The organism is Nitrospira sp. (genome assembly GCA_016788885.1).
Classification (GTDB): Bacteria; Nitrospirota; Nitrospiria; order Nitrospirales; family Nitrospiraceae; genus Nitrospira_A.
This window is the reverse complement of sequence record JAEURX010000050.1, coordinates 18,783-44,886: the sequence shown is the minus strand read 5'-3', so window position 1 is coordinate 44,886 and position 26,104 is coordinate 18,783. Positions and strand designations below refer to the sequence as shown.

The following is a 26,104-nucleotide window of genomic DNA, read 5'->3' as shown; positions in this document are numbered from 1 at the left end:
CAAGCCCTGTCCAGGCTTGGTTGACAACCGGTTTTGCCGTTTCATAGGATGATCCAACGTGTTGAGGTGAATCGGTGAAGATCCAGCTGAATGGCGAATCTCGAGGGATCGGCGTCGGGCAGACGGTGGCAGGGCTGTTACGGGAGTTGGACATCCGGACCGATCGCGTGGCGGTTGAATTGAACTTGGAAATTTTGGACCGGAACGACTTCGAGACCCGCGGGCTCCGTGATGGAGATCGGGTGGAAATATTAAGCTTCATTGGCGGCGGAGCGAACTAAGGGATGGCTACGATGAATGATCGGTTGGTGATCGCCGGTAGGGAGTTTCAATCGCGTCTGTGGGTCGGTACCGGAAAATACAAAGACTTTGCGGAAACCAAGAAAGCGATCGATGCCTCCGGGGCTGATGTTGTGACGGTGGCCGTTCGTCGCGTGAATATCACGGATCGTTCTAAAGAAAATCTCCTGGACTATCTCGATCCGAAGAAATACATCATTCTGCCGAACACGGCCGGGTGTTATACGGTCGAAGACGCGGTGCGGTACGCTCGGCTGGCACGGGCGGCCGGCGTGTCCGATCTGGTCAAGCTGGAAGTGCTCGGCGACGAGAAAACGTTGTTTCCCGACACGGCGGGCTTGATCGAAGCGGCCAAGATTCTCATCAAGGAAGGGTTCATCGTGCTGCCCTATACCAACGATGACCCGATCGTGGCAAAGAAACTGGTGGACATCGGTTGCCCGGCGGTGATGCCGCTGGCCGCACCGATCGGCTCCGGTCTCGGCATCCGCAATCCGTACAATCTGAAGATCATCATGGAGACGGTGAAGGTGCCCATCATTGTAGACGCAGGGGTGGGAACGGCCTCCGATGCCGCGCTGGCGATGGAGTATGGCGCAGATGCGGTGCTGATGAATACCGCGATCGCTGGAGCCCAGGATCCTATCGCCATGGCGGAAGCCATGAAGTACGCCGTCTGGGCAGGTCGCCTGGCATACAAGGCGGGGCGCATCCCCCGCAAGCTGTACGCGACGGCGAGCAGTCCGATCGAAGGGATGTTGTGATCCGTAACGCGAGCGGGGCGTGAAGGTGGATACGTCACGCCGATGTCTGCGTCCGATACTGACTCAGTGCTGACTCAGTCGCGACGACACAGTCCACATTCACGACTCACGTCTCAACACGTTCCGCGAATGCCTTCTGTCGATTTCCACCTGTATCTCGTCACTGATCGCCATCAAACCGCCGGGCGGCCGCTGTTGTCGGTACTCCGCCAGGCGGTCTCGGCAGGTGTGCGCGCGGTTCAACTGCGTGAACGTGATCTTCCCATTCGTGCCCTGCAGGCCTTGGCAGGCGACCTACAGCGTGAATTGCCGCAGGCCCAACTCTTCATCAATGACCGTGTGGATCTGGCGTGTGCCTTATCGACTGCCGGCGTGCATTTGCGGGAGAGTAGTTTGCCGCCGGCAGTGGTGCGAGGCCTGCTGCAGTCGGCTCAATTGCTGGGAGTGTCCGTGCATTCCATTGATGGTGCGCTCGCGGCCGAACAGCAGGGCGCCGATTTCGTCGTGTTGGGGCCGATTCATGACACGCCGTCGAAGCGGGAGTATGGCGTGCCTCTCGGATTGTCGGTGCTTGAGCAGGCCGCACGATGCGTTCGTATTCCGATTTTTGCGATCGGCGGCATGACGGCGGTCCGTGCACGCGAGGCCAGGCAGGCTGGAGCGTTCGGCGCGGCTGTGTTGTCCTCGATCCTAAGCGCAGCCGACGTTGCGCAGGCTACCACGTCGTTGCTCTCCGCGATTGAAACGGAGTGATGATGATCTTTCGTGCGGCGCACAATCAGCAACGGCCACAGGCCATGCATCGTGGCCGAGAGGCGCAGTTGACCACCCCCTATGTGGGTGTTAGAATCCGAAAAAGTGTGGATGACCGTCACTGTTCAGGATTTTCAACAATCCGACGAGTGGGGCAATGGCCGAACCAAAAGGGAGTTCAGGCCGACTCCGGTCCTTCCGTGATTCCGTCAAGCGCCTGACCAAATCACTTTCTGACGGAGAGGGAGTCGTGACACACAAAAACGACGAGCACGCGCGCGAGGTCGAAAAGCTTCGCACCCAAATCCAGTCGATGGAAGAGGAAATTCGGCGGCTCTACCAGTCACGCTACCAGCTCGAACAAACGACGAAGCAAAACGAAAAGCTCGTCGCCACTCTCCAAGAAGCCAAATCACAAATCGAAACGCTGCGGGCCGAGGTCGAAAAACTGACGGCTCCCCCCTCGACCTACGGAATTTTCTCCAGCCTCGACACCGACGGAACCGGGAATGTCTATGTCTCGGGCCGCAAGATGAAGGTAAGCCTTCATCCCTCCATCAAAGCGAAGGACTTGCGTAAAGGGCAGGAAGTCATTCTCAACGAAGCCTTGAACGTCATCGCGGTGCGTGGGTTCGACGTACAGGGAGAAGTCGTTCGTCTGAAGGACGTTCTCGAGGGGAATCGAGCGCTGGTCACCCTGCACTTCGACGAAGAGAAAGTCGCCGAACTCGGCGAGCCGTTGCTCAACGAACGGCTCAGCGTGGGGGATCATCTGTTGTACGATGTGCGCTCGGGTTGCGTGATTGAGAAGTTGCCTAAGTCGGAGGCTGAAGAGCTCGTGCTTGAAGAGGTGCCGGATGTGGACTACGAGCATATTGGTGGACTGCAGAAGGAAATCGACCAGGTCCGCGATGCGGTCGAGCTTCCGTTCCTGTATCCGCACATCTTTTCGAACTATAAATTGAGCGCGCCGAAAGGGGTGCTGCTGTATGGCCCTCCGGGTTGTGGAAAAACCCTGATCGCGAAAGCCGTTGCCAGTTCGATCGCCAAGAAACTCGGGCATTTGAAAGACAAGCAGTTACGCAGCTATTTTCTGCATGTCAAAGGGCCGGAGTTGCTGAATAAGTATGTCGGTGAATCTGAACGGCAAGTGCGCGAGGTGTTCAAAAAGGCCAAGGAGCGTGCCGACGACGGTCATCCGGTGATCGTGTTTTTTGACGAAATGGACGCCCTGTTCCGCACACGCGGCACTGGAATTTCGTCTGATATCGAGTCGACCATCGTGCCGCAATTCCTGTCCGAGATCGACGGCGTGGAGCGTTTGACGAATGTCATCGTCATCGGGGCCAGCAACCGGCAAGACCTGATCGATCCGGCGGTGCTCCGAGCAGGTCGCTTGGACGTCAAGGTCAAGGTCGGACGACCTGATGCGACGGCGGCTAGGGATATTTTCTCGAAGTATGTCACCACCGATCTGCCGTTTGCTGAAGAGGATCTCTCCCGCCACGGCGGGGATGCGCGAGCCCTAGTGGACTCGTTGATGAATCTGACCGTGGATGCCATGTATGCCACGACAGATGAAAATAAATTCATCGAGGTCACCTATGCAAACGGCGAGAAGGAAGTGTTGTACTTCAAAGATTTCGCCAGCGGTGCCTTGATTGAAGGCATTGTCTCCCGAGCCAAGAAATTCGCGGTCAAACGCGCGATTGCCAAAGAAGGGACCGGTCTGCGGGCAGAGGATTTGATCCGGGCGATTCGGGAAGAGTTCAAGGAGCACGAAGACCTGCCGAATACGACCAACCCGGACGATTGGGCGAAGGTTGCGGGCAAGAAGGGCGAGAAGATTGTCCACCTTCGGACGATCAGTGGCGGGCCGGCCGAGGCGCGCCAAATTGAAACCGTCAACACTGGTCACTATCTGTAGCGCGCGAAATTCATGAGCGACACTCATTCGCACAGCCCCGCACGGGTCATCGGCACGGAGACCGAGTTCGGGATCGCCAGCCGAGACCCGAACGCGACGGATCCAGTGGCCAACTCCATTCACCTCATCGGTCACTATCCCAATTTGCCGGCACCGCAGGCGGTGTGGGACTACGAGAACGAGAACCCTTTGCTCGATGCACGGGGATTTGAGGTGGATGGTGAACGGGAACGGCCGGGGCCTGACTACAATCGGCAGTTGAACAAAGTGTTGGCCAACGGCGGCCGGCTCTACGTCGACGGCGCACATCCCGAATATTCGACGCCGGAGTGCACGAACGCCAGGGAAGTGGTCGCATTTGAGCGAGTCGGAGAGCGGATTGTGGCGCAGGCACAGGCGCACATTACGAAGGAGCGCGGGCGAGACCAATTCGTGTTGTACAAGAATAACTCGGACGGCAAGGGCAACAGCTACGGCTATCACGAGAACTATCTCGTTGCGCGCTCCGTTCCGTTCGAGCGGATCACGCAGGTGTTAACGCCGTTCCTCGTGACGCGTCCCATCTTTGCCGGGTCGGGGAAGGTCGGGGCGGAGAATGGGACCAGTCCCGCCGATTATCAGATCTCACAGCGCGCCGACTTTTTTGAAACGCTCGTTGATCTCAACACGATGGTTCGCCGGCCGATCATCAACACCCGGGATGAACCCCATTCCGATTCGGCGAGGTATCGGCGGCTCCACGTCATCGTCGGCGATGCGAATATGGCTGAATTGTCGACGTACCTTAAGGTCGGCACCCTGTCGATCGTGTTGGAGTTGCTCGAAGCGGGTGCCGAACTGCCCAAGATCAATCTGGAAGATCCGGTCAACACCATCAAGCAGGTGTCCCGCGACATGCGTGTTCAGGAAAGCCTGAAACTGACCGATGGCACCTCCTCCACCGCCATTGCCGTGCAGCGCGCCTACCTGAAGGCCGCACAAGGGTACTTTGCCTGCCATGAACTCAACCAGGTCACGAAAGATGTGTTGGTGCGCTGGGAGGACGTGCTTGACCGGTTGGAGAAGGACCCTCGGTCGCTGGTGAGGGAATTGGATTGGGTCGCCAAGCGCTACTTGATCGAGTCCTACATGGATCGGAAATCCTGCGGATGGGATGATCCGCGCGTGCGGCTGATGGATTTTCAGTATCATGACGTCCGCCCGGAGAAGGGGCTGTATTACACGCTTGAACGAAGCCATCTGATCGAGCGGATCGTGCTGGATCACGAAATTGCGCGAGCAGAAATGAATCCGCCGGTCGGCACGCGGGCGTTTTTCAGAGGTCAGTGCGTGCGGAAGTACCCGAATGTCGTCTACGGGGCGAGTTGGACGTCCGTGCTGTTTGATATCGGCCAGAACAAAATCAAAAAAATTCCCTTGATGGATCCTCTGCGCGGAACAGAGGCCCTGACGGGGGAACTTTTAGCCCAAGCGGAAACCGCGGCGGCACTGTTGGCAAAACTTTCGTCCTGAGTACGACACCTGCATGGCACACACTCCTTCGCTTCCACACCACGACGGCTCCAGCTTCTTTGACTTTCTCACTCACTGTCACCCTGAATTACGGCCCGGTCTCATGGACGGTGCAGGGCCACGAGCGACGGTACCGGTGGACTTGAGTCGAGCCGGCACGCTCTCAGTCCCCCATGGCACCACGGTGTTGGCGCTGAAATATCGTGATGGGGCGATTATTGCCGGGGATCGTCGGGCAACGGAGGGATTTCAAATTGCCGACCGGCGCATTGAGAAGGTTTTTCGGATTGATGACTATTCCGCTATGGCGATCGCCGGCGCGGCCGGGCCTTGCATCGAGATGGCGAAGCTCTTCCAGACCGAACTCGAACATTACGAGAAGTTGGAAGGTGTGCAGCTGTCGTGCGAAGGCAAGGCCAACAAGTTGGGGCAGATGGTGAAGGCCAACCTGCCGATGGTGTTTCAAGGGCTGGTCGTCATGCCGCTGTATGTCGGATACGATCTCAATCGGAAGGAAGGGCGGATCTTCAAATACGACATCACGGGCGGTCGTTATGAAGAGTCGGATCACCATTCCATCGGATCGGGCGGAAAGGACGCTCGCAACACCATGCGGGAGTATTACCGGCCGGGGCTTCAGGAAGACGAGGCCCTTCGAGTCGGGTTGCTGGCGCTGTTTAATGCTGCGGATGAAGACGTCGGGACGGGCGGTCCGGATCTGGTTCGAGGAATTTTCCCCACTGCCAAGATCGTGAGCCGTGCCGGCATTGCCGACGTGCCGGAGGAACGGGTTCGCGCGGTGTACGAGACCATACTCGCAGAGCGAAGGAGATCCTAGTCGATGCCGTTGCCCTACTACGTCTCGCCTGAGCAGATGATGCAGGATAAGGCGGAGTATGCCAAGAAGGGCATCGCCAAAGGCCGTTCCATCATCGCGCTGGAATATGTCGATGGCATCGTGCTCGCGGCGGACAATCCCAGCGCGTCACTGCACAAGGTCTCCGAGGTGTACGACCGTATTGCTTTTGCCGGAGCGGGTCGGTACAGCGAGTTCGAGCATCTTCGCAAGGCGGGTATTCGTCACGCCGATTTGACCGGCTACATGTACAGCCGTGAAGATGTGAGCGCCAGAACCCTGTCCAACGCCTACTCCCAAAGTTTGGGTACGGCGTTCAGCACGGACGTCAAACCGCTGGAAGTGGAAATCCTGGTGGTACAGGTCGGGATGAACGGCCAGGCCAACGAAATATTCCGGATCTCCTTCGACGGCAGCATTGTGGATGAGAAGAATCTGGCGGTGATCGGGGGACGATCCGAGGCGGTCCAGCAATATTTGCGTGAACATGCCAGCCCGCAACCACCCACGTTGAAGGACGGCCTGCGACGGTGTCATGCTGCCCTCGAACAGGTTGCCACACAAAAGATCCCTTCGGAGAGTCTCGAAGTGGCCGTGCTCGACCGCAACCGTCAGGGGCGGAAGTTTCGGCGCTTGAGCAGCGCCGACATCTCCCAACTCTTCAGCTGATTGCCCTTCTCACGCTACCCGGTTCACGCTGTAATCCCTGGTCCACAGGCCTGGGCTGTGCCTGTTGCGAAGCTCCTATGAATGGCTGCTTCGGTTGAAGCGTCGCGCGTCACGGTGTATTCTGAAAGCAGCTGAGGAGAAGGGGGCTGGGTGATGCAACAACGGATCTTTGGCCTGGAAAACGAGTACGGCCTGATCTTTTCTCCCAACGGGAAGATCTACCTTCCGATGGAGAAGGTCCTGGGCTATATCTTCGAAGGGCTGATTCCCAACAGCTGGCCGTCCAACGCGTTCCTGGTGAACGGTGCGCGGTTTTATCAGGATACCGGCTGTCACCCCGAGTACTCTACGCCGGAGTGCGACAACATTCTCGACTTGGTGATTCACGACAAGGCGGGCGAGCGCCTGCTGGAGGCTTGTTTGCCGGCGGCTGAGGAGCGGCTACGGGAAGAAGGGCTCTCCGGCGAGATCTACATTTTTAAGAACAACACCGATTCGCTCGGAAACACCTACGGATGCCATGAGAATTATCTCATGCGACGGGATGTGGATTTTTGGAAGGTGACCGAGCAACTCATCCCCTTTTTCGTCACCAGGCAGATCTATTCCGGCGCGGGCAAGGTGCTCAAAGTCTCCGGGAAGCCGCAATACTTCATCTCCCAGCGGGCACAGCATATTCATGAGAAGACCTCGTCCTCGACGACTTCCTCGCGAAGCATCATCAATACGAGGGATGAGCCGCATGCCGATGCGGAAAAGTATCGACGACTCCATATCATCGTCGGCGATTCCAATATGTCGGAATACGCCACCTACTTGAAGGTGGGAACCGCTACGCTGGTGCTCTCCATGATTGAAGCAGGGTTCTCGGTGACCGGGATGGAACTGGAGGATCCCGTCAAAGCCATCCGCGAGATTTCTCGCGATCCCACGCTGAACAAGAAGGTCAAGCTCGATGACGGCCGGCAGATGACCGCGATCGAAATCCAGCGGGTCTACGTGAAGCGTGCCTCGGAGTTCCTCGACGCGCACGCGCATGATCCCGTGTTGGATGACGTGTTGGCCAAGTGGGTGTCGGTGTTAGATCGCCTGGAAGAAGATCCGATGCAACTCGTCCACGAGGTGGATTGGGTGATGAAAAAGCATCTCATCCAATCCTATACGGACAAAAAAGACTGTGGTTGGGATGATCCTCGGGTCTTTCTGTTGGATTTGCAATTTCATGACGTCAAACGTACCCGCGGGCTGTATTATTTAATGGAGAACCGCGGGATGGCCGTTCGGGTGGTAGAAGAAGAGGCGGTGCAGCGGGCCATGTCGGTGCCGCCGCAGACCACGAGAGCAAAAGTCCGGGGAGATTTTATCCGGTTTGCCAGGGCGAAGAACCGTTCCTATACGGTAGACTGGACCTACTTGAAGCTGAACGGGTACTGGGAGGAGACGATCCTTTGCATGGACCCGTTCAGTGCCGTGAATCGGCGGGTTGAGGAATTGCTGTCGCAGGTGTCCGGTGCACGGTTGTATCGCTGAGGCGCTGTAACGGAGTGAGTCGAGCCAAGGCCATGTCATTTCTCGATCGCGTGCTCATCATTTCGGTCGTCTTGCTGGCCAGCGTGTTCCCGGTCGAACTGTTTCCCAACACGGGGCCTGTGCCTCGCGGAGGAGACGGACAATTCAGCGGCAAGCAAGGGCAGGTCGTGGTCGTCACGGTTCCGGACCTGAAGGACGCCGCGAGCGTCAAAGGACGGTTCCTGGGCCGCACCGTTTCGCTGTTTCCGAATCCCGCTGTCGGAGGAACAGGCTATATCGGGCTGCTCGGCATCGACCTACAGGATGAGCCGGGCGCGCATGAGTTGACGATCGACGCGCAATTGGGTGAGCAAACACGGCATTTCTCCTTTCAGGTCCTCGTCGTGAAGGAAAAGTTCGCAGTGGAGCATCTCAAGCTGCCGAAGGACAAGGTGGACCTCGATGAGAAGGCCGCGGCGCGGTGGAAGGCCGAGCAGGAACAGGTGCGCAAGGCATTGGCCGAAGAGTCCGCCATGCGATTGTGGCAGACCGGCTTCATCGAGCCGGTTCACGGCAAGCGCACCGGAATTTTCGGCAGTGTCCGTATCATGAACGGGCAGCCGAGGAATCCGCACAACGGAGAGGATATCGGCGCTCCGATGGGAACCGACGTCATGGCCAGCAATGACGGAGTGGTTCGCCTCGTCGTGGATCACATTTTTTCAGGACGAGGCATCTTTGTGGACCATGGCCTCGGACTCTACTCGATGTATTTTCATCTGTCCGACGTGCTGGTGAAGGACGGCGATTTGATTAGGGCCGGCCAGGTGATCGGCAAAGTCGGGGCCACCGGCAGAGCCACTGGCCCGCATCTGCACTGGGGCATGAAGGTCAACGGCGCTCGCGTGAATCCCTATACGCTGCTTGACCTGCCGTTCCCAAAGAATCCTGCTGCGGACCAACCGATGATGGCGGTACCCGCTGGGTCCACACAGCCGGACGCCACTCCCGTGGCCGTCGGCGGCGACACGCGCTAGCCAGTCTCCTTGCCACATGTCCCTGATGACAACGACGGGGCAGATTATTGAGCCTGTGTCGTATCTCTGTAGGCTTCCTGCTGGGCAGGCGATTCGAGGGCGGCGGCGACGGCCTTCGTCAACGATTCAGGGGTGTAAGGTTTCGGCAGGAACGCCATCCGGGCATCGAAGTGCTGCAAGAGCAGACCGTCCCGCTCCGAATACCCCGATGTAAGGATGACTTTGAGCTCCGGTTGCAGGGCTTGGAGTTCGCTGGCCAGTTGCGCGCCACCCATGCCTGGCATCACCATGTCGGTCACCAGGAGCGCAATGTGCCGTCCTTGATTGCGAACCAGCCTTAGCGCCTCCTCCCCGGATCGCGCCGCCACCACATGGTAGTGTTGGGCCACCAGGACCGTATGGGCCAGGCCCCGCACCATATCGTTGTCTTCCACCAGTAAAATGGTTTCGGATCGTTCTCCTTGCGACTTCGTAAGAGACGTCGTCTTGAGTGAGTCGGAGTCTTCCGCGAGGCGAGGAAGATAAATGGTGAAGGTGGTGCCTTTCCCCAGTTCGCTGGTGATGCCCACGGTGCCGCCGCTCTGCCGGACAATGCCGTAGACGGTCGACAGACCCAGCCCGGTACCTTTCCCCAGCTCTTTCGTCGTGAAGAATGGCTCGAAGAGATGCCCCAGCGTTTCGACACTCATCCCGCACCCGGTGTCCCGAACAGCCAGGGTCACGTAAGGGCCTGGGGGTAAGGGATCAGGCCAGAAGGGATCGGAGTGGGTGACCGTCACTTCTCCGGTTTCCAGCTCCAATCGACCCCCGTGTGGCATGGCGTCCCGTGCATTGACGACGAGGTTCATCACCACCTGCTCGATTTGCCCGGGATCCGCCTTGATGCGCCCTAACATCGGATCCAAGTCGAGTACAAGTTGAATGTCTTCGCCGATGACACGTTTCATCAACTCGACGATGTCGCTGACACGATCATTGAGATTCAGGGGCTGGCGTTCGACGATTTGATGGCGGGTGAATGCCAGCAATTGCCTGGTCAGTCCGGTCGCCTTGTTCCCGGCATCTTTGATTTGGGCCATGCCGCGCTGCGCACGGGAGGTCAGTCCAGGTTCGTCCATCAAGAGCTCGGCCCAGCTGTTGATGATGGTCAGCAGGTTGTTGAAGTCGTGTGCGACGCCGCCGGCCATGCGGCCCAGGGCTTCCATCTTTTGCGCCTGACGCAACTGCCGTTCGAGTTCTTTTCGGTTGAGGAATTGGCTGATCATCGTGCCCAACTCCGAGAGGCGTTCCAGCCGCGACGGGGTGGGGCAGAGGACCTCCGAGATGAAACACTCGATGATGCCGAGGATGTTCTTCCCGGTCGAGATCGGGAAGGCGATCGCTCCGTGCAGATCGGCGCGCCGTGCCGCTTCCTGGGCGGGGAAGTCCGCTTCTTTCAGAATATCTGGGGAGAACGCGGCGGTGCCGGTTTTCCACGCGCGTCCGGCCAAGCCGGCGTTCTGTGCCAGTGACAGGGATTGATAGGTCTGCGTGAACGTGTCCAAGAGGGAGCTGGCACGATGCCACAATGCATTACAGTGGAGGGCCTGATCATGTGGATCGACGAGCCATAGGACACCCAATGTCCAGCCCTGCAGTTCGCACAAGGCACGGAGAATTTTCGGGACCGCCTCGCTGAGCGTCACCGATTCTTCGAGCGCAAGGCCCACGGCGAGTTGGACGGCGTGCATCGTTTCCGCCTGCCGGCGTTCGGTGATGTCGGTCTTGGCTCCGATCATGCGATACGGCGTGTGGTCGCGATCGCGCAACACATACCCGTGATTCACGATGTAGGCGTAGGTGCCGTCGCTTCGGCGAAAACGATATTCAGCGGTCCATAAGTGCTGCGTTGACTCAAGGACCAGCCTCAGATTGGCGACGACCGCATCACGGTCTTCAGGATGAATCTGGTCGGCCCAGGGAATCTGATGTCGCTGAAGGTGTGACGCCGCCGGGCCGTACACGGTCTGGTACGCCTCGTTGAACCACGCCGTGCCGGAGGCAATGTCCCAGTCCCAGATGCCGTCCTGAGTGGCAAGGCAGGTGAGCTGGAAGCGTTCTTCGCTTTTCCGCAAGGCTTGCTCGACCCGGTGCCGTCCCATGGCGTACCGAATAGCGCGTCTCAGCGCATCGCCGGTCAATCGGCCTTTCACCAGATAATCCTGTGCACCACGCAGCAGGGATTTTTCCGCGACCAATTCATTGTCGAGACCCGTCAGGACGATGACTGCCGCCTCGCCCGCCTGAGGGCGGACTCGCTCCAGGGTCTCGAGTCCATGGCTGTCCGGTAGTGAAAGATCGACGAGGACGGCGTCCACGGGGCCGGCCATGAGCTTGGAGACGCCCGTGTCCAATCGGTCTGCCCAATCGAGGGAGATGTCGTGAGGTTCCTGCTCGCAGAGCGCAGTCCGGATCAGTTCTGCGTCGTCCTCATTGTCCTCAATCAGCAACACGTGCATGTGTTACCTCTTCAACGTAGGAACCTTGGAGACCAGGGTCCAATACAGCTCGAACTCTTTGACGACGGCGATAAAGCGGGTAAACGTGACCGGCTTGCGAATGTAGGAGCAGGCACCTTGCTCGAATGAACGAACAATATCCTCTTCCCGTTCACTGACGGTTAGAATGACGACGGGCAGCGCGCGAAAGCGAGGGTCGGCTTTGATTTCGGCGAGCACCTCAAGCCCCGTTTTTTTCGGCATATTAATGTCCAACAAGACCATGCCCGGGAGCGGACATTGACTGAAGGGGCCTTCCCCGCGTAGGTAGTCTAAGGCTTCAGCCCCGTCCCGAACTACGGCGACGCGGTTGGTCATGTTGACCGTTTCAAACGCCTCACGGATGAGCAAAATGTCATCTTCGTTGTCTTCCGCGATCAGAATGTCGAATGGTCTCATCGTCATGGTCCTACCTCTTTGGCAACCTGCCGGTTGATGCCGAATGTAATGAAAAATTCCGATCCTCCACCGTCGCGAGGGGAAACCCAGGTGCGCCCGCCATGCCGTTCCGCCACCTGACGAACGATGGCCAAACCGGCTCCGGTGCCTTCGATATCGCGGCCTACCGCACGTCGGAACAACTCAAAGATTCGATCGTGTTGATCGGAGGGCACGCCGGGGCCGCGATCCCTGACCACCAATCCGACGACTTCCTCCCCATCGAGATCGATTTCAATGTGGGGAGCGATCTCGATGTCCGGAGGTGTCCCCGGTGCGACAAACTTCAACGCGTTGGCGACCAAATTGTAGATGCCCTGCACCGCCCACGTCTTATTGACCCGCAGGCGCGGTAATGGCGAGCGCACGGTGATCCTGGCGCAGGTCGATTTGATGCGGCTTTCCAGCCGCCGCAAGACTTCCTGGACCAGCTGGTTGGCATCGATCTCATCGACGGGTGGCTCCATGCGTTGTGCGCGGGAGAGTTCCAGAATATCCGTGAGGAGCTGGTCGAGCCGCTGTGTGGCCCGGACGATACGGCGGAGGAAATCCTGCCCCTTCTCATCCAGCCGATCTGCATACCGTTCCTGGAGGAGTATTGAGAAACTTTCAATAGCGCGCAGCGGTTCCTTCAGATCGTGTGAGGTGACGTAGAGCAGCGTTTCGAGATCCTTGTTCTTTTTTAAGATCATCTGTTCGGCTTGCCGCCGTTCCGTGATGTCCCGGTTTGTTTCGAGCAGAAGGAGGTGGTCGCCCGTTTTCATCAGGCCCCATCGGCTCTCCACGAGCAACTCCCGTCCGTCTTTAGTGCGATGATGAATTTCTCCGGTCCAGGCACCGGTGGCGTCCAATTCGGCGAGAATGTCGGCGAGGGGGCAAGGAAGGGTACTCTTGAGAAGCGTATGACTGTTCCTGCCGAGTGCTTCGGCCCGTGTATAGCCATACAATTGCTCGCAGCCTCGATTCCAATCCAAAATGCCGCGCTCGGTATCCCAGGAGAAAATCGGCTCGTAGGATAAGTCGATGAGCCGACGTTGCTGATTCACTGTGGCCTCGGCACGTTTGCGTTCCGTGATATCGCGGGCAATCGTCGATACGGCCGCAACTCGGCCGTTTGCATCCAGAATGGGAGAGACGGTCAAGGACACCTGGATGGTATGGCCGTCTTTATGGATTCGCACGCTTTCGAATTGCTGGATGCGGATGCCTGCTTTGATCTCCTCGATGAGGATCGATTCTTCCGCACGACTGTCCGGTGGCAGGATGCGGAGAATCGGTTGGCCGATAATCTCTCCACTGGGGTAACCGAACATGAGCTCGGCGCTCTTGTTCCAGGATAAGATCCGTCCATCGAGGTCTTTGCTCATGATGGCATCGGAGGATGATTCGACGATGGCGGCCAGCCGAGCCTGGATTTCCTGCGCTTGTTTACGATCATGTATGTCGGTGTAGGTTCCCACCCACTTCAGCACGTGGCCGTTCTGGTCCCGGACCGGTATCGCATGGGCATGGAACCAGCGGTAGATTCCGTCAGCCCGCTTGAAGCGCAGTTCAGCATCGAGGGGGTGGATACGAGCCACGGCCTCCCGCCATTGCTCGGCGATTCTCGGGCGGTCTTCGGGGTGGACGTGCGGGAGACATCCGGCGCTGACGGGCTCGTCGCCGGCCTTTCCCGTATATTTCGCCCATTGTGGACTGAGATAGTCGCAGGTGCCGTCAGGAAGACAGGTCCAGATCGGCAGAGGAAGCGATTCAACCAGTTCTCGAAACCGGTTTTCGCTGGCGGTCAACGCCTGCTGAATCTGTTGGCTTTGCGCCAGTTCTTGCTCGAGGCGCTGATTGGATGCTTGAAGTGCGGTCGTGCGTTCCGCCACTAAGGCCTCCAGCGACTGATGACTGTCTCGCAAGGCCTGATCCACGCGTTTCCGCTCCGTGATATCGATAAGTGTCGAGCGACTCGCGATAAACCGTCCTTCGGAATCGGTCAGGGCTGAGGCGTTGAGCAGGACGAACAATGTCGATCCGTCTTTTCGTATCAGCTCAAACTCCACGTCCTTGACATGACCGTCCGTGATAACTTTCGGAAATTGCTCTTTGAACAAGCGGATTCCAGCAGGCGTGAAGAATTCTGTAAATCGTTTTTGGCCGATGAGTTCTTCCTTGCTGTACCCCAACCAGTCCGATTCCGTTTGATTTATGGCGACGATGAGGCCGGTGGAATCGAGAGAGTGATAGCCACATGGGGCGTGGTCATAGAGGTCCTGCACCTCCGCGGCGGTTTTCTGCAACCACTGCGACTTTTCCTGAAGGGCTGTGTGTTCTGCGGCCAGCCTGGTTGACTTGACTAGCTCAAGGGTCAACCTCTTCTCCCGGTAGCCTAAATAGGCGATGAGTGGGAAGATGGCGAGGCAGAAGGAACGGCTGACTTGCGACAGCCAGATGGGGACGCCAGGCACTTCCGGAGAGAGGATGTACCCGAATAATGTCAGCACGGTGCAGATCGCCGCGACGACGGGTGAGCTCCAGGGATGGGACGTCCTGGATGTGAGGACAAGCGGCAGGATATAGAGAACCCACACTGGAATGCCGCGGGGGGTGAGGCAGTCTAGGGCAAACACGCCACCGACGAGGGCGGCAATGAAAGCACATACGCCCAGTTCGCGAACGCGAGGACTCAGCTTCTCGGTCGATAGCCCGTCGCGACCATTACTGGTCATAGGGCTCCTCTTTCATAGCGCACCGTACCGTCGCTACTACAGCGAGAGATCAGTCAATTGTTCCATTTACTATGGAGAGGAACAATAAAATCCAGTAGATGCGATGGGCCCTAGTGGAATGCCTAGGGTGCTCGTGGGGGGGGGAATTACTCGGTAGCTGAGAAAATTGCTGGACCTGGTTCAAGCTGGGAGAGACGCTAAAAGTTCGTCTCGATGCTTGCGGATGTTTTATTGAGGACAGTGGCGGCGGCTGTCGAGAGCGCTGCGTCGTGGTCATGGTCGAGGGCATAAATGCGGAATTGCACCAGCCTGGTTGGTAACAGATCAAGGAACTCTTCCAGGGGCTCGGTCGACAGCCCCTTTGTCCCCGGGTCATAGACGAGCAGGGGAATGCCGCGCGTATCCTTGGGGTCGGGGCGTGGATCAAGCGGCGCCATATCGACGCGGAAGGGCAGGTCTTGAAGCTTGGACGGCAATGCATTCTGAATCTGTTGCTGGAACTGTTCATGACTGGGAAAGTCCATGCCCCGCTCGATACCCTTTTCTTTGAGGACGGTGCTGTAGGCCATTTTCCATTTCACGTCGCGGTTGAGGATATGCGCCCACTCCTGGTGTAAGCGACGCAGGCTGATTTGTCCGGCCTTTTTCCATCGTCGCACATCTTCCAGCAACGACCAATCCGTCAGGGTCAGGTAGTCCTCCATGTGCTTCGACGGGTTAGCGGGAAAGAGCCGCTTCATGGTGTTGCCGAAGATATCGCGCAAATGGATGTCGATCGCTCTCGTGGTCCGGTGATAGTACACGTTGGAATAGAGGTACATGCGCGTATTGAGGAACATGTGGAGGGCCGGGAGTCCGGTTTTATGGATGGTGAAGCCTTTGTCGGTGATGATGGTGTAGTGGATCAGCCGAGTGAGATCGACCGGTCCGACCGCGACGCCGCACATGTAGGCATCGCGTAGGACGTAGTCCAGATTGTCGGCCGTGTAGCTTCCCGAGATGACCGGCTGGAGGACATTGATCCAACGTGGAATGCGGGAATTGTCCTTGCCTTTCTCCTTCAAGATCACGTGGGCGATATGATCGGGATTCAATTCCTCGCCCCGGTCGAACGGGCCGGACGGACTGCGGCGGATTTTTTTGATCAGCGGCCCTAAATGTTCCCGCACGATGATCTGGCCCAGTTTCTCGTGGGAGAGGCCGAAGCCGTGTAGATAGTTGTCATCGAAGAAATGGCAGAAGGGACCATGCCCGATGTCATGCACGAGCGCAGTAATCCGCAAAAATTCCTCTACGAACGAGGCTGAGGGAAGATCGGGGACGGCCTGTCGTAGAAATGGATACAGATGACGAGCAAACCGTCCGGCGACATGCATGGTCCCCAACGAGTGCACGAACCGCGTATGTTCGGCAGAAGGGTAGACCCATCGAGCACTTTGCAGCTGGTAGATGTAGCGCAGCCGTTGGACCCAGGGCGAGTCGATCAGATCCTTTTCCGTTCGCTCGGACGGATCGGGTGTCGCATAGGGGACGGTGAATGAGACGTATTCATGGATCGGATCAGCAATAAGCGCGGAACCGTCATAGGGTGCTGGAGGAATGGCGGAAGGTAGTTTCATGCCTGGCCGATCGATGGCTGATCTTAGCCTAGGCCGGACGACGGGGGCAAATGCGTTGCGCAGTCCGCCGCGTTACTCCGTCGATATTTGGTGAGCACGAAATAGGCGATGGGATAGGCCAGCAGGGCGCCGGCAATGCTCAGGACCATCCCGCCGAGCACAAACGGCCAGGCATAGGGCGCGACCTGATGATAAATGCCCATGAACGACAGGTCGCTCCAATCGAACGAGGGAACGTCCCGCACCCCGAGTAGGACTGCGCCGGTCCAGTAGGTGGCGCCGAGAATGGGGATGAGCGTCCAGGGGTTGTTAAGAAAGGCTCCGGCGAGCAGGGCCACCACGTTCCATCCGAACGCCCAGGCGCAGAATCCCACCATGACCATATGCAGCCCATAGGCTGGCGAAAACCCAATGAAGGTGCCGATGGCAAACGCCAGCGCCGTCTTGTGCGGCGATTCGTCGAGATGGAGAATTTGGCGAAACAACGAACGTAGGTTAGCCATACAAGGTCCGCAGACGTCTGCTGCTACGAAGGCCGTCGGAAATGTTCATAACTGATGAGCGGAAGAGCGCCGGTGAGGCCCTGCTGCGTTCGTAAGCGTAGGCCGGACCGCTTGGGCGTGATGGTCCCGATACAGGTGAAACGGAAGGTGGTGTTCCCTGCCAACCGATCAAACCGGGCTTGCCGATCGGCCGGTACGGTGAACAGCAATTCATAGTCTTCTCCGCCTTGCAGTGCAAGATCCTGTGGTGCGATGCGGCGCGCAGCCGCGTAGGCTCGGCAGGCCGGGGAGATCGGGAGCGCATCGGCCAGGACGTCCGCCCCGACGTGGCTGTGTTCACAGATGTGACGGAGATCTCCGGTAAGGCCGTCAGACAGGTCGATCGCCGCCTCGGACAGCCCATGTTTGACGAGCCACTGGCCTTCGGCGATGCGGGCGGATGGGCGATGGTGGCGAGCCAGGAGAAATCGCCTGTGAGTGGACGCGAACGAGTGCTGTCGGCGCGAACTCAAGAGGCCCAACCCGGCACGCGAGTCACCGAGTGTTCCCGTGACGTAGAGCCGATCTCCGACGCGTGCTTCGCTGCGTAGCAGGGCGTGGCCGGGACGTACGACGCCGGTCAGGGTGATGCTCAGAAAGAGCCCGTGTTTGGATGCGGAGGTGTCGCCGCCGACCAGGCAGACTTGATATGGGGCGGAGGCCTGCATCATGCCGCGGTAGAGTTGTTGGATGTGCGTGGTGGAACAGGTCGACGGAATGGCAATGGCGACGAGCATGAACCGGGGGGTTCCGCCCATGGCGGCGATGTCGCTGAGATTGGCGATCGCGGCCCTGTAGCCGATGTCCTCACAGGACGAGGTGGCAAGGTCGAAGTGGACCCCTTCTGCCAGCAGGTCCGTTGTCATGAGGGTCCATTCGGTCGGGGATGTCTTGAGGATCGCGGTGTCGTCGCCAATGCCGAGCGCCACCTGCCGATCCGGTTTCGCCGCCTGTGCTTGGAGGCGCCGGATCAGGCCGAACTCGCTGCTCACCGGACTGGCCCGGCGGGACCCACGTGCCGGCATCAGTGCACCGGATCCTGGGACATTCGTAGGAACAGCAGGTCGGGGATGACGATCGTGCGCCTCATGCACAAGAGGTTAGAGGGAGAGTGATGCGGAGACCCTCGGGCGTTGTAGGCGACGCCGTGACGATTGCGTCGCGCGTGCCGATCCGCCGGCCTTCACCGCTTTCTTTGCGGGCGTTTTGGGCGTTGCTGCGCCCGCCTTTCTCGACGAGGTCCGTCGCAAGGCGGCTTTGATCACATCATCCACGGTATCCACGAAGATCAACTCGATGCCTTTGAGGATGTGTTTGGGGATCTCTTCCAAATCCTTCTTGTTACGTTTCGGCAGGACGACCGTCGAGAGTCGCGCTCGCTTGGCGGCGAGAATTTTTTCCTTGAGGCCGCCGATCGGGAGGACACGCCCGCGTAAGGTGATCTCGCCGGTCATCGCCAGATCGCGGCGTACCGGCACTTGCGCCAGCGCGGAGGCAATGGCCGTGGCCATCGTGATGCCCGCTGAAGGCCCGTCTTTCGGGGTCGCCCCGGCCGGCACGTGGATGTGAATATCGTTCTTCGCGAACTGGTCGGGGTTGATGCCCAGCGTCTTCTCCCGCGACCGGACATAACTCAAGGCCGCCTGGGCCGATTCTTTCATGACGTCGCCGAGGTGACCGGTGAGCGTGAGTTGCCCCTTGCCCTTCATGACGGTGGCTTCGATATACAGCACATCACCGCCGCTTTCGGTCCACGCGAGGCCGGTGGCGACACCAATTTCATCTTTTTCCAGCTCTGCTTCGGGGACGAATTTCGCGACGCCCAGAAATTTGTTCAAATTGGTGTGATCGATGGCATGACACTCCGCTTTGCCTTCCGCGACTTTTTTAGCCACCTTCCGCATGAGGTTGGCGACCTCACGCTCAAGATTGCGGACGCCGGCCTCGCGGGTGTAGTGCGTGATGACATGGCGTATCGCCGTCTCCGAGACGCGGATATGTTTCTCGGTGATGCCATGCTCGTTCATTTGCCGCGGGATCAGGTATTTTTGGGCAATGCCGAGTTTCTCTTCCTCCGTGTAGCCTGGGATGTCGATGACCTCCATGCGATCACGCAGGGCTGGGAGAATCGGGTCCATCAGATTCGCCGTCGTGACGAACATGACTTCGGTCAGGTCAAAGGGCACCCCGAGATAGTGATCGGTAAAGGTGCTGTTCTGTTCGGGGTCCAGGACTTCCAGCAGCGCGGCCGAGGGGTCGCCGCGAAAATCCATCCCCACCTTATCGACTTCGTCGAGCATGAAGACCGGATTGTTTGTGCCTGCCTGCTTCATGCCCTGAATGATCCGTCCCGGCAGGGCGCCCACATAGGTGCGCCGGTGGCCGCGGATTTCCGCTTCATCTCGGACGCCGCCGAGGCTGATGCGGACGAACTCCCGGCCCAATGCACGGGCGATGGATTTCCCCAGCGAGGTCTTGCCGACGCCAGGCGGGCCGACGAAACAGAGAATCGGGCCCTTCATCTTTTCCTTGAGCTTTCGCACGGCGAGGTATTCGATGATGCGTTCCTTGACCTTTTCCAGATCGTAATGATCCTCGTTCAGGACCTTCATCGCCGCTTTGAGGTCGAGGTTATCTTTCGACTTTTTGTTCCAGGGCAGTTCGACCATCCATTCCAGGTAGGTGCGCACGGTGGCCGACTCGGCCGTGTCCGGGTGCATCTTTTCGAGGCGCTTGAGCTGTTTCTCGGTTTCCTTGAGGACCTTCTCGGGCATCTTCGCGTCTTTGATCCGCTTGCGGAATTCAGCGACTTCTTCTGCCCGTTCGTCCAGTTCACCGAGTTCTTTCTGGATGGCCTTCAACTGCTCACGGAGGAAATATTCGCGCTGGGTCTTGTCCATCTCTCCCTTGGCTTGCGCCTGGATCTTTTGCTGCATCGAGAGGACGTCGATTTCCTTTGCGAGAATTTCGCTGATCTGGCGGAGCCGCTGAATCGGATCGACGATTTCTAGGACCGTCTGGGTAATGTCGACTTTCAATCCCAGGTTTGAGGCGACCATGTCGGCGAGGCGGCCCGGGTCTTCCAGGTTTTCGATCACGACCATTACATCGGGAATGAGCACCTTGCCGAGGCTCACGATTTTCTCGATCTGCTCTTTGACCGTGCGCATGACCGCCTCGGTCTCCAGCGTGGAGCCGGGCTGTTTCGTCTCGACGAGTTTCTCGATGCGGACGGAATAGTAGGGGTCGTTCTGGATGTATTCTTCGATCCGGCCCTTGGCGAGACCTTGCACCAGGATCTTGATCCGCTCATCGGGGAGTTTGAGCATCCGCATGATGATGCCCACGGTGCCGACCGGATGAATATCGTCCGGCTGCGGATTCTCCACATCCAGCGACTTCTGCGTCGCAAGGAACAGCATCCGGTTTCCCGCCAGGGCCGCTTCGATCGCCTTGATCGACATTTCCCGACCGACAAACAGCGGCAGCACCATGTAGGGAAAGACGACGATATCGCGCACCGGTAGGAGGGGGAGTTGGTCGGGCGGTTCGAGGTTCTGGTTGTTTGAAAAGTCTTGTTCTACTGCTTCAGCCATGAGGCTCCAGTTTGCCGATCTAGAGTGTTCGTGTGATGTCGTGCCGTGGCACGGTTCGGGCGACGGTCATCCGTTCGGCCCGTGGCTAGGTAGTGGTGGTGCGTGTTCGACCTTGGCCTCGACGACGCGCGTCAGTGGCTGTCGGCCGGAGTCGCTGTTGCAGGAACTCGCCGAACGCAGGTCCCAGGGACGGGTTCTTGAGCGCCAATTCCACGGTGGCGATGAGAAATCCGAGCTTGTCGCCGGCATCATGCCGCTGTCCCTCGACTTCGTGGGCGAACATCGGGGTGTTCTTGACGAGTTGGCGCAAGGCGTCTGTGAGCTGGATTTCTCCGTTCTTGCCCGGCGGGGTCTTGCGGAGGATCGGGAAAATTTCCGGCGGCAGCACGTAGCGTCCGATGACCGCAAGATTGGAGGGCGCATCGGCCGGGGCCGGTTTTTCGACCAGGTCGTCGACGCGATGGAGGCCATTGCGCACTTTACGGGCGGAGATGATCCCGTACCGGCTGACTTCCTGTTGCGGTACCTCCTGCACGCCAAGGACTGCGCCTTTGCGCTGCTTGTAGATATGGATTAGTTGGGCGAGACCGGGCACCGACGCATCGATGATTTCGTCACCGAGGATGACGGCAAACGGTTCGTCGCCGATCAGGTGTTGCGCACAGAGCACCGCATGTCCGAGGCCCATGGCTTCGGGTTGCCGTACGTAGCAGAAGTTGGCCAGATTGGAAATGTGCCGCATCTGATTCAGCACCTGGCCCTTGCCGCTGCCCTTGAGATTTTCTTCCAGTTCCAGCGAACGATCGAAATGGTCCTCGATCGCACGTTTGCCTCGGCCGGTGATGACGATGATGTCTTCGATGCCCGACGCGACCGCTTCTTCGACCACGTATTGAATCAGCGGTTTGTCGACCAGCGGGAGCATCTCTTTCGGAGAGGCCTTGGTCGCGGGGAGAAAGCGTGTGCCCAGTCCGGCAGCGGGAATAATGGCTTTACGTACATCGGGTCTAATCATAGGGGGATAGTATGTGAAGGGGTAGGTGAAGTCAAGATTTCGTCGGCTCTTTTCAGTCGCGACATGGCGCTCGTGATGCGGGGAAACTCCTTTACATTGAAAAATGTGGTCAATATAATCCGAGAGTTTTTCTGCAGATGTGCGGTGGTGCTGCAACGAAAGCGGCGCATCGGTGATGACAACGGGAACAGTTCGTCAGTGCCTGCGCAGGGCCGGTCGGTCCGCTGGTCGAGACGTGACAGTGGGCGTGGCGGTTTCCCATTTCGAAATTCACGGCAACCAGTGCTTGCATTCCCAGGCGGTACGGAAGGATGGCGGTGACCAAGTCGGGAGGCAGGCGGTGGGTGTCGGTTCTCATGCTCGCGCTCGTGGTGCTCTACGCGATCAGTCTGGGCGACCTTCTGTATGCCCAGGACGGCGTGCCGGCGGTGACGTCGGTCACGATTCGCGGCCAGAAACGCATTGAACTGCAAGCGATCGAGGGCCGTCTCACGCTCAAGGCCAACGACCGATTCACGGCCGACGCGCTTCGGGAACAGGTGAAAATCCTCTACGGGACCGGCTATTTCGAGGACGTGCAGGTCGAAACAGAAACCGTGGCGGGCGGGGTGTCCGTCGGGTTCATTGTACGGGAGAAGCCGTTCATCACCGAGATCGTGTTCGACGGTAACCAAGAGCTCAGCGACGATAAGCTCAAGGAAAAGATTACGATCAAGAGCCAGACCTTTCTGGATCAGCAACAAGCCAAGGAAAGCGCCGAGAAGGTGCGCCTCGCCTATCAGGAAGATGGATACTACAACTGCCAGGTGATCCCCGTCATTCAATCGGTGGATGAGGACCGGAAGCGGTTGACCTATTTCATCAAGGAAGGGAGCAAGGCCAAGGTCCGGCACATCCATTTCGATGGCATGCGAGCCGTGACCAAGGAGGAAATCTTCAAGGTGACGGCCACGCGCGAGTGGATTCCCTGGTATGGGCTCATCACGCAGATGAAGATCCCCTCGGTGCTCTCGGATGCCGGCGTGTTGAAGCGCGAAGAGCTCGGGAACGACATCGAGCGTATGCGCGAAGTCTATCTGAACAAGGGCTATCTCAACGTGCAGATCAGCCAGCCGACGTTGGAATTGAGCGAGGACAAGAAGTGGTTTGAGCTCAACTATTCGATCGTCGAGGGCGAGCCCTTCACTGTCGCGGAGGTCGGGTTCCGCGGCAATACGGTGTTCGAAGACCATGAATTGCGGGAGGGATTGGGGATCCGTCCCGGCGAAATCTTCCAACGGGCCAAGATCCGCGGAGAGATCACCCGCATCACCGATCTCTACGGCGCGAAGGGCTATGTCTTCGCCGATGTCGTTCCGAACGTCACGCCGGATAATGCCGCTCATACGGCCACCATCACCCTTAACGTGAAGGAAGGGGAGATGATGCGGATCCGGGAGATTCACGTGACCGGCAACGACAAGACGCGGGATAACGTCGTGCGTCGGGAATTGCGTCTGGACGAACAGGACGTCATCGATACCTTGGCCTTGAAGCGAAGTTTTCAACGATTGAACAATCTCAACTTCTTCGAGACCGTGGAAATTCTGCCGCAGCAGGTCGACGTCGACAAAGTCGACCTCAATGTGAAGGTGAAGGAAAAGCCGACCGGTCAGTTCAGCATCGGCGGTGGATTCAGCACCCTGGATAAATTGGTGGCGATTGCGGATATTACGGAAGGTAACCTCGGCGGGAACGGGTGGCTAGGCCGTATTCGCGGGCAGTTGGGGCAGCGACGGTCGCTGGGACTCGTCACGTTCAGGAATCCCTATGTCAACGATTCGTATAATGCCTTGCAGTTGGACATCTATCGATCGATGACCAACTACCTTTCCTATTTCGAATCGAAGTCGGGTCTCAGCGCCACCTGGAGTCGATGGTTGTCGGAGTACGTCAACGGCAGCGTCAGCATTTTCGGCGAGCAGTTGCGCTACAGCGATCCCCAAGATGGGTTGTGTCCTGATCTGATCCCGCTCATCTGCCGCCAGCTCGGGACGCAATCCTCGACCGGGTTCCGCACAGCCATTTCACGCGATACGCGCGACTACTATCTCGATCCTCGCAGCGGGTGGCGCATGCAGCTTGGTGCGGACTACGGGACGCCCGCCATGGGCGGAACGAACCATTTCTATAAACTGTTTGTCGACGTGATCAAGTATACGCCGCTGGTCTATGACACCCGTTTTTCGATTCGCGCGCGTTACGGGCAGACGGAGGGGATCGGGGGCCGGCCCATCCCCTTGACGGAACGGTTCTTCGTGGGAGGCATCAATACGATGCGCGGGTTCGTGTTTGGGCGGGCAGGTCCCGTGACGCCGTCCGGTTCGTTGTTGGGGTCCGCGAAGGAACTCATTTTCAACAACGACTTTATCTTTACCATTTCATCCGAAGCGAAGTTGAACGGTGTGTTCTTCTTCGACTACGGTAACGGGTTCGACGACAACGAGCCGGTGCGGTTCGACAAGTTGCGGGCCACAGCCGGGTTTGAAGCTCGGTGGATTTCACCGTTCGGCCCGTTACGGGCGGCGTACGGTATCAATCTCGATCCACGTCCGACCGAGCGGATGGGGGTGTTCGAGTTTACGATCGGCTCACTGTTCTAGGTCGGTGCTGTCCGACGAGACAAGGGAAAGGACAGGCGGGAGATGGGGCGATCACAAGACCGAACAGGGGTGACTCACGCCCTGCAGGGCGGGGTGTGTCTGGTGCTGCTGGCGATCGCGCTCGTGCTCGGCGGCTGCCGTTCCGGTCAACAAGTTGCGCCGGCGGCGACGCGGATCGGTGTGGTGGATCCACAGCGCATCCTGGGCGAGACCAACGCCGGCAAGAAAGCCAAAGATCTGCTGGCCTCGTTTGCGAAGAACCGGCAGGCGTTGATCGAGCTGGAAGAAAAAGAGCTGCGGCGGATGGAGGAAGACTTTGTGAAGCAGGGCAGCGTGCTCAGCGCCACCGCGAAGCGTGAGCGAGAAGAGCAGTTCCGTCGCCGGATGGCGGAATATCAGCAGAAGGTGACCGACCTGAATCGCGAAGTGCAGGACAAGCAGAAGGACGTGCTGGACGGATTCCGGGACAAGATTGAGGCACTCTCGGGCAAGGTGGCCAAGCGGCTGAACTTGCAGGCGGTGTTCGACCGCGGGCGGGGCGGGCCGACGATCTATTCCGATGAAGCGGTGGATGTGTCGTCGCAGGTGATCGAGGAATTCAACAAAACGTATCCATAGAAGAGGGATCGCATGAACGGACGTAATTGGATCGTAGGCGTCGTCGCGCAGGTGCTGTTGGCTTGGGGGGCTGACTCGGCCCAGGCTGCGGAGCATATCAAGGTGGCGATGATGGACCAACAGCAGGTCATCGAGCGCAGCGTGGCCGGGAAACGCGCGCTGGAGGAACTGAAGAGTTATTCCGTCACGCGCCAGAAGATTATCGATTCCGACGACCAGGAATTGAAGGAGTTGGAAAAGGGCTTTCAGGATGCGAGCCTCTCCGAAGACGTACGCAAGGAAAAACAAGAGCATTTCAGGGTGAAGTTGGAGGCGTATCAACGCCGGATTCAGGACTTCAACCGCGAAGTGCAGGAGAAGCAGCGATCGATGGTGGCGGAGTACGCGCAGAAAATTCAGGCCGCTGCCTCGACTGTTGCGCAGAAGGAAGGGTTTACGGCGGTGATCGACCGGGGGAGCGAGTCGACGGTCAAGATCGTCGTCTACGGCCATCCGTCGGTCGATCTCACGGAGCAGATCATCAAGGAATTCGATCGGCAGAACAAGTAACAGTCAGGCGTCATCGTTCATGCAAGACAGGAGGCGGGGCTGATGTCAGTGATGGACAGTATTGAGATTCAATCGATCCTTCCCCACCGGTATCCGTTTTTGCTCGTCGATCGCATCCGTGAGCTCGATCCGGACCGTCGGATCGTGGGGATCAAGAACGTCACGATTAACGAGCCGTTTTTTCAGGGGCATTTCCCGGGGCGTCCGGTCATGCCGGGGGTATTGATCCTCGAGGCGTTGGCTCAGGTGGGCGGCGTCCTGGCGTTCAAGTCGCTCGGCTCCGTGGGCCGTCCGGTGGTGTATCTCACCGGAATCGACGCGGCCAAATTCCGGAAGCCGGTCGTGCCGGGAGACATCCTCCGGTTGGAGGTGGATGTTCTGAAAAAGCGCGCGCCCTTCTGGAAAATGCAGGGCAAGGCGTATGTCGACACGGAATTGGTCTGTGAAGCGGAAGTCACGGCGATGGTGACGGATGAAAAGCCGGCTGCCGCGCAGTGAGCGGAC

The 26,104-nt window shown here is 58.4% G+C and carries 21 protein-coding genes; 13 read left to right on the top strand and 8 right to left on the bottom strand.

Translation table 11 applies throughout. The annotated features are described in order from the left end of the window. Positions 1-74 precede the first annotated feature (74 nt). The 9 genes from thiS to JNL86_13535 all read left to right on the top strand — a co-directional run bounded on the left by thiS (position 75) and on the right by JNL86_13535 (position 9,327). A complete protein-coding gene (gene thiS, locus JNL86_13575) occupies positions 75-281 on the top strand; it encodes a sulfur carrier protein ThiS (GenBank protein ID MBL8043940.1) in 207 nt (68 codons plus the stop codon). A gap of 3 nt (positions 282-284) precedes the next feature. Next, positions 285-1,064 (top strand): thiazole synthase, encoded by a 780-nt coding sequence (locus tag JNL86_13570; GenBank protein ID MBL8043939.1) that lies wholly within the window; start codon positions 285-287, stop codon positions 1,062-1,064. Positions 1,065-1,193: 129 nt separating this feature from the next. Beyond that, positions 1,194-1,817, top strand: coding sequence for a thiamine phosphate synthase (thiE, locus tag JNL86_13565; protein ID MBL8043938.1), 624 nt, complete (start codon positions 1,194-1,196; stop codon positions 1,815-1,817). A gap of 157 nt (positions 1,818-1,974) precedes the next feature. Further along, the gene (gene arc / locus JNL86_13560) at positions 1,975-3,744 is read left to right on the top strand and encodes a proteasome ATPase (protein MBL8043937.1); all 1,770 of its coding nucleotides are present in this window, start codon (positions 1,975-1,977) and stop codon (positions 3,742-3,744) included. A gap of 12 nt (positions 3,745-3,756) precedes the next feature. Further along, complete coding sequence (locus JNL86_13555) at positions 3,757-5,256, top strand: proteasome accessory factor PafA2 (protein ID MBL8043936.1); 1,500 nt, start codon at positions 3,757-3,759, stop codon at positions 5,254-5,256. 13 nt (positions 5,257-5,269) lie between these two features. Then, complete coding sequence (gene prcB / locus JNL86_13550; GenBank protein MBL8043935.1) at positions 5,270-6,094, top strand: proteasome subunit beta; 825 nt, start codon at positions 5,270-5,272, stop codon at positions 6,092-6,094. Between the two features lie 3 nt (positions 6,095-6,097). Further along, the gene (gene prcA / locus JNL86_13545; GenBank protein MBL8043934.1) at positions 6,098-6,781 is read left to right on the top strand and encodes a proteasome subunit alpha; all 684 of its coding nucleotides are present in this window, start codon (positions 6,098-6,100) and stop codon (positions 6,779-6,781) included. 153 nt (positions 6,782-6,934) lie between these two features. Then, positions 6,935-8,311: a Pup--protein ligase gene (gene pafA / locus JNL86_13540; protein MBL8043933.1), complete on the top strand. Its 1,377-nt coding sequence runs from the start codon at positions 6,935-6,937 to the stop codon at positions 8,309-8,311. Positions 8,312-8,343: 32 nt separating this feature from the next. Continuing rightward, positions 8,344-9,327 carry a M23 family metallopeptidase gene (locus tag JNL86_13535; GenBank protein ID MBL8043932.1) on the top strand — a complete coding sequence of 328 codons (984 nt, stop codon included), beginning with the start codon at positions 8,344-8,346 and terminating at the stop codon, positions 9,325-9,327. Positions 9,328-9,371: 44 nt separating this feature from the next. Here JNL86_13535 and JNL86_13530 read toward each other — a convergent pair whose 3' ends face one another. From JNL86_13530 to galU, 8 genes are all read right to left on the bottom strand, one after another. After that, positions 9,372-11,825, bottom strand: a complete 2,454-nt coding sequence (locus tag JNL86_13530; protein ID MBL8043931.1) for a response regulator — start codon at positions 11,823-11,825, stop codon at positions 9,372-9,374. A gap of 3 nt (positions 11,826-11,828) precedes the next feature. Further along, positions 11,829-12,269 carry a response regulator gene (locus tag JNL86_13525; GenBank protein ID MBL8043930.1) on the bottom strand — a complete coding sequence of 147 codons (441 nt, stop codon included), beginning with the start codon at positions 12,267-12,269 and terminating at the stop codon, positions 11,829-11,831. Beyond that, positions 12,266-15,019 carry a PAS domain S-box protein gene (locus JNL86_13520; GenBank protein ID MBL8043929.1) on the bottom strand — a complete coding sequence of 918 codons (2,754 nt, stop codon included), beginning with the start codon at positions 15,017-15,019 and terminating at the stop codon, positions 12,266-12,268. The genes JNL86_13525 and JNL86_13520 overlap by 4 nt, the downstream gene beginning before the upstream one ends. Before the next feature lie 197 nt (positions 15,020-15,216). After that, positions 15,217-16,638, bottom strand: coding sequence for an HD domain-containing protein (locus JNL86_13515; protein ID MBL8043928.1), 1,422 nt, complete (start codon positions 16,636-16,638; stop codon positions 15,217-15,219). Between the two features lie 23 nt (positions 16,639-16,661). Beyond that, positions 16,662-17,141: a DUF2062 domain-containing protein gene (locus tag JNL86_13510; protein ID MBL8043927.1), complete on the bottom strand. Its 480-nt coding sequence runs from the start codon at positions 17,139-17,141 to the stop codon at positions 16,662-16,664. A 23-nt stretch (positions 17,142-17,164) separates the two neighbouring features. After that, a complete protein-coding gene (gene thiL / locus JNL86_13505; GenBank protein MBL8043926.1) occupies positions 17,165-18,205 on the bottom strand; it encodes a thiamine-phosphate kinase in 1,041 nt (346 codons plus the stop codon). 75 nt (positions 18,206-18,280) lie between these two features. Then, entirely contained in the window at positions 18,281-20,776 is a 2,496-nt protein-coding gene (lon, locus tag JNL86_13500) for an endopeptidase La (protein MBL8043925.1), read from the bottom strand. 85 nt (positions 20,777-20,861) lie between these two features. Continuing rightward, the gene (galU, locus tag JNL86_13495; protein MBL8043924.1) at positions 20,862-21,791 is read right to left on the bottom strand and encodes a UTP--glucose-1-phosphate uridylyltransferase GalU; all 930 of its coding nucleotides are present in this window, start codon (positions 21,789-21,791) and stop codon (positions 20,862-20,864) included. A 317-nt stretch (positions 21,792-22,108) separates the two neighbouring features. Between galU and bamA the strand changes: the two genes are divergently transcribed. The 4 genes from bamA to fabZ are packed head-to-tail and all read left to right on the top strand — an operon-like array spanning position 22,109 to position 26,098. Further along, on the top strand, positions 22,109-24,433 hold the full coding sequence (bamA, locus tag JNL86_13490) for an outer membrane protein assembly factor BamA (protein MBL8043923.1): 2,325 nt from the start codon (positions 22,109-22,111) through the stop codon (positions 24,431-24,433). A gap of 42 nt (positions 24,434-24,475) precedes the next feature. After that, positions 24,476-25,051 (top strand): OmpH family outer membrane protein, encoded by a 576-nt coding sequence (locus JNL86_13485; protein MBL8043922.1) that lies wholly within the window; start codon positions 24,476-24,478, stop codon positions 25,049-25,051. A 12-nt stretch (positions 25,052-25,063) separates the two neighbouring features. Continuing rightward, positions 25,064-25,600, top strand: a complete 537-nt coding sequence (locus JNL86_13480) for an OmpH family outer membrane protein (protein ID MBL8043921.1) — start codon at positions 25,064-25,066, stop codon at positions 25,598-25,600. Positions 25,601-25,642: 42 nt separating this feature from the next. Then, complete coding sequence (gene fabZ / locus JNL86_13475) at positions 25,643-26,098, top strand: 3-hydroxyacyl-ACP dehydratase FabZ (GenBank protein MBL8043920.1); 456 nt, start codon at positions 25,643-25,645, stop codon at positions 26,096-26,098. The last annotated feature ends 6 nt before the right edge of the window (positions 26,099-26,104 follow it).